Here is a 4,663-nt window from a genome sequence, read left to right as displayed (position 1 = left end):
GGCAATATTTTGAAAGTGCTGGACGGAAGCGGCACTTCTACTGTGGTAACAAGCGAAGGAAATTGAATCATGCCGCAATATGACAAGACTGATGTCGAGCGCCGCATGAAAGGCGCTGTTGATTCTTTTAAGAGCGACCTTTCCGGTTTGCGCACGGGCCGTGCGAATGTGACCTTGCTCGATCCTGTAGTGGTCGAAGTTTATGGCTCACACATGCCGTTGAGCCAAGTTGCAACGGTCAGCGCGCCTGAGCCGCGCTTGTTATCGGTGCAGGTTTGGGACCGTTCAAACGTGACCCCCGTTGAAAAGGCTATTCGTTCGGCAGGCCTTGGCCTGAACCCGATTACCGATGGCCAGACGCTGCGTCTGCCTATCCCCGATTTGACCGAAGAGCGCCGCAAAGAGCTGGCTAAGCTTGCCGGCCAATATGCAGAAAAGGCGAAGATCGCGATCCGCAACGTGCGGCGCGATGCCAATGACGGGCTGAAGACCGATGAGAATAAGAAGGAAATCAGCGAGGACGATCGCAAGCGGCTTGAAACTGAAGTTCAGAAGATGACCGACGAGATGATCAAGGCCGTTGATGACGCCGCTGCGCACAAGGAAAAGGAAATCCTTAGCCAGTGATATTGGCGCAAGTCCCTCCATCTAGATTGTGTCATTCCCGCGAAAGCGGGAATCCATGGCCAAAGTTGTCAGTGAACGCTGATGGCTTAGACCATGGACCCTCGATCAAGTCGGGGGCGACAATGCTTTGCGGGTCGGCAGGTCAATCATAATGCTGACCTCTGGTTCCCAACCTGAGCGCATTGAGGCCGGCACCGGAAAAATGCCGCGGCATGTGGCCATCATTATGGATGGTAACGGGCGCTGGGCGAAAAAACGCATGTTGCCGCGCGCGATGGGGCATAAAAAAGGCGTTGAGACCGTTCGGAAAATCGTGCGTGCAGCCGGTGAGTTGGGTTTGGAAGCGCTTAGCCTCTATGCTTTTTCGAGCGAAAACTGGAAACGTCCCGAAGATGAAATCAACGACCTGATGGGGTTGATGCGCGAATTCATCAAATCTGATCTCGATGAATTTGCGGCGAACGATGTGCGTTTAAAGATAATAGGCAATTACAAAGCATTAGCGCCCGATATTGTGGACATGCTTGAAGAGTCGATTGCCCGAACGTCACAGAATACACGCACGACGCTGGCCGTCGCGTTGAACTATGGCGGTCAGGACGAGCTTGTGCGCGCGGCCCGTTCCGCCGCTGCGCAGGGTGATATTACGGCGGAATCGATTGAAGCCAATTTGGACACCGCGGGTCTGCCGCCGCTAGACCTGTTGATCCGGACATCGGGCGAGCAACGCTTATCGAACTTTATGCTGTGGCAAGCAGCCTATGCCGAGTTCTGGTTTACAGACACGCTGTGGCCCGATTTCAGCAAGGATGAGCTTGCGCAAGCTTTGTCAGAGTTTTCGACGCGTGAGCGACGTTATGGTGGTCGATGACTGATAAGATCGTTCCGTTGCTGAAGCCGCGTTCCGACTTGGGCGTGCGGACATTGTCGAGCGTTGCCATGATGTCGGTTGCTATCGGCGCGATCTGGCTGGGCGGCTATGCGTTTATGGCGCTGATCGTTCTGGTTGGATTGGGCGTATATTGGGAATTTGCAAAGCTCGCGCTTGCGTTTGCCCGCAATATGCCTGCGCGTATCATCTGGCTTGCGGGCGGGCTTTTATACGTTGGCCTGGCTTGCTTCACTTTATTGCTGTTTAGCGCGCCGTTTTTTGGAATGACCCCCACGATCATGCTGATTGCAGGAGTCATCGGAACCGATGTCGGCGCATATTTCGCGGGGCGGACATTAAGCGGGCCAAAAATCGCTCCACGCATCAGCCCATCCAAAACATGGTCTGGTTTGCTGGGTGGAATGGTGGGCGCTGGCTTGATGATGATCGCTATTCAGGCCGCGATTTACGCATTCAGGGGTGGCAACGCTGGGGATGGCGACGTTTATCTGACTTATGGTTGGCCGCGCCTTGCTGTGACCGGCGCTGCACTTGCCGTTGTTGCGCAAATCGGTGATTTTTTCGAAAGCTGGATGAAGCGACGGGCAGGGGTAAAGGATTCTGGACGGCTTATCCCCGGGCATGGTGGCTTGTTTGATCGTACCGATGGATTGATTGCGGTCGCATTTGTTGCCGGGCTGGTCACCGTTTCGCAAAGCGCAATGGGCAGTTAGAGATGACACGCAGCGTTTCGATATTCGGGGCAACTGGCTCTGTGGGGCTCTCCACCCTTGATCTCGTGCGTCAGCATCGTGACGCCTATCGCGTCATTGCCCTGACCGCCAATGGCAATGCTTCCGCGCTTGCAGCGCTTGCTATTGAATTCGGCGCAGAGCTGGCGGTGGTTGCTGATGAGGCTGCCTATCCGGCGCTGAAAGATGCGTTGCAAGGCACGGGCATCGAAGCGGCTGCAGGCGCGCAGGCGCTCGTTGAGGCGGCGCAGCGTGATGTCGACTGGACGATGGCATCTATCGTGGGCTGCGCTGGACTGCCGCCTACCATGGCCGCGATACAGGCGGGCAAAACCGTTGCGCTTGCCAATAAAGAAGCGCTGGTTTCGGCAGGCGCTCTGATGATGGCCGCGGTGCGGCAGTCAGGCGCGGCGTTACTGCCCGTGGATAGCGAGCATAATGCCATTTTCCAGTGTCTCGCCGGAAGCAAGCTGGAACATGTGCGCAAAATCACGCTGACCGCAAGCGGTGGCCCGTTTCGGTCGTTCTCGCTTGACCAGATGCGCATGGTTACACCGGCGCAGGCGGTCGCGCATCCCAATTGGGACATGGGCGCAAAGATAAGCGTCGATTCCGCGACGATGATGAACAAGGGCCTTGAGCTGATTGAGGCATATCATCTGTTTCCCGTCGGGCTCGGTAAGCTCGACATTTTGGTTCATCCGCAATCGGTCATCCATTCGATGGTGGAGTATGACGATTGTTCGACGCTGGCGCAGCTTGGTTCGCCAGACATGCGCATACCCATCGCCAGCGCGCTGGCATGGCCGGAACGTATGGCCACGAACTGCAAGCCGCTGGATCTTGCGACCATTGGCCAGCTGACGTTCGAGCAGCCCGACATGGTGCGCTTTCCTTCGCTGCGCTTGGCCCGCGCGGCAATTACCGAGGGCGGCGCGAAGCCGGCCATCCTGAACGCCGCCAATGAAGTGGCTGTCGAAGCGTTTTTGAACGGCCAGATTGGCTTTCTGGATATCGCAAATGTGGTGGAGGCAACATTGACGGCCTATGCACCGGCAGCGCCCACAAACTTGGACGATCTGTTCAGCATAGATGCAGATGCGCGGATTTATGCGCAGCACGAATTGGAGGCATTGACGCGTGGCAACTGAATCACCCAATATCTTTTTGACCCTGATCGCGTTCATCGCGCTGATCGGGTCTTTGGTCGTTGTGCATGAACTTGGGCATTATTTCGTCGGCCGCTGGTTCGGTGTGAAGGCCGACAAATTTTCTGTCGGTTTTGGCCCGCAAATTTGGGGCAGGGTGGATAAGCGCGGCACGTTGTGGCGCATTGGATTGTTGCCATTGGGCGGATTTGTTCAATTCGCAGGTGACATGAACCCGTCAAGCCAAGCCGATGACAGCTGGCGGCAACTGCCCGAGGCCGAACGCAACCAGACTTTTCAGTCCAAGACGTTGTGGCAGCGCGCGTTGATCGTGTTTGCTGGACCCGCGGTGAACTTCTTGCTCGCGATATTGATCTTCATGGGCTTTCTGCTGGCGTTCGGGAAGTCCGTTACACCGCCTGTATTGGACGTCGTCCAACCCGGAAGCCCTGCTGCCGTCGCGGGCCTGATGCCAGGCGACCGAGTCCTAAAATTTAACGGACGCAGCATCGAAACCTTTAACCAGATGGCCAATGAGAGCATTATGATCCCCGGTGAGCGTGCCGTCATCGAGATCGAACGCAATGGCGAGCGGTTGGTAAAAGAAACCGTCGTGGCCGAAGTCAAAGAAGTTGATCGCTTTGGCAACGAATACCGTATTGGCCGCATTGGCGTTGGCGCCAGCAAGGTGGAAGTCCGTGAAGTCGGGATATTGGAGGCGCCATGGGCCGCTGTCTTGCAAACAGGTAATGTCTTGCGTCAGCAGATGATTGGCCTTGGGCAGATTATTTCGGGCCGACGTCCGCTTTCTGAACTTGGCGGGCCATTGAAAATCGCAAAAGTTTCCGGCGAAGCGATGACCCTTGGCATATTGACGTTCATAAGCCTTGCTGCGCTGATCTCGATTAACTTGGGGTTCATCAATTTGCTGCCAATCCCGATGCTCGATGGAGGACATCTTTTGCTCTACGGAATTGAGGCGATACGCAGGCGCCCAGCAACACCGCAGGTGCAGGAGTGGGCTTTTCGTGCAGGTTTTGCGATGTTAGCGGCGTTCATGCTTATGGTGACATTTAATGACCTTGCGTCTTTCGGGCTTTTTGAAAGCGGCTAAAGGCATTGCATACTTGATTGCGGACGCTGCATGGGGCAGGGACGCAAAACCGTTTTAGCGGCAATAAGCCAACTCCCGGTGGGGCCCGGACATCAGATCGGATGACAATGAAAAGTAGACCTTTCGGCAACCTCAAAAGCGTTGGCATTTT

General features: G+C 55.7%; 5 protein-coding genes. All 5 read left to right on the top strand.

Features of this window, described 5'->3' with window-relative positions; translation table 11 throughout:
• Window positions 1-69: 69 nt before the first annotated feature.
• The 5 genes from frr (at window position 70) to rseP (ending at window position 4,512) form a co-directional block, all read left to right on the top strand.
• Window positions 70-627 carry a ribosome recycling factor gene (frr, locus tag ACILQA_RS09900; protein ID WP_324477378.1) on the top strand — a complete coding sequence of 186 codons (558 nt, stop codon included), beginning with the start codon at window positions 70-72 and terminating at the stop codon, window positions 625-627.
• A 151-nt stretch (window positions 628-778) separates the two neighbouring features.
• Window positions 779-1,498: a polyprenyl diphosphate synthase gene (gene uppS / locus ACILQA_RS09895; RefSeq protein WP_395629543.1), complete on the top strand. Its 720-nt coding sequence runs from the start codon at window positions 779-781 to the stop codon at window positions 1,496-1,498.
• Window positions 1,495-2,232 carry a phosphatidate cytidylyltransferase gene (locus ACILQA_RS09890; protein WP_395629542.1) on the top strand — a complete coding sequence of 246 codons (738 nt, stop codon included), beginning with the start codon at window positions 1,495-1,497 and terminating at the stop codon, window positions 2,230-2,232. Before uppS ends, ACILQA_RS09890 begins: the two co-directional genes overlap by 4 nt.
• Window positions 2,233-2,234: 2 nt before the next feature.
• A complete protein-coding gene (locus ACILQA_RS09885; protein ID WP_395629541.1) occupies window positions 2,235-3,401 on the top strand; it encodes a 1-deoxy-D-xylulose-5-phosphate reductoisomerase in 1,167 nt (388 codons plus the stop codon).
• Window positions 3,391-4,512 (top strand): RIP metalloprotease RseP, encoded by a 1,122-nt coding sequence (gene rseP / locus ACILQA_RS09880; RefSeq protein WP_395629540.1) that lies wholly within the window; start codon window positions 3,391-3,393, stop codon window positions 4,510-4,512. The genes ACILQA_RS09885 and rseP overlap by 11 nt, the downstream gene beginning before the upstream one ends.
• Window positions 4,513-4,663 lie beyond the last annotated feature (151 nt).

Source organism: Sphingorhabdus sp. (assembly GCF_044239005.1).
In the GTDB taxonomy this organism is placed as follows: domain Bacteria; phylum Pseudomonadota; class Alphaproteobacteria; order Sphingomonadales; family Sphingomonadaceae; genus Sphingorhabdus_B.
Note: the sequence above shows the minus strand (reverse complement) of the source record. Positions and strands in the feature narration are given on the sequence as shown.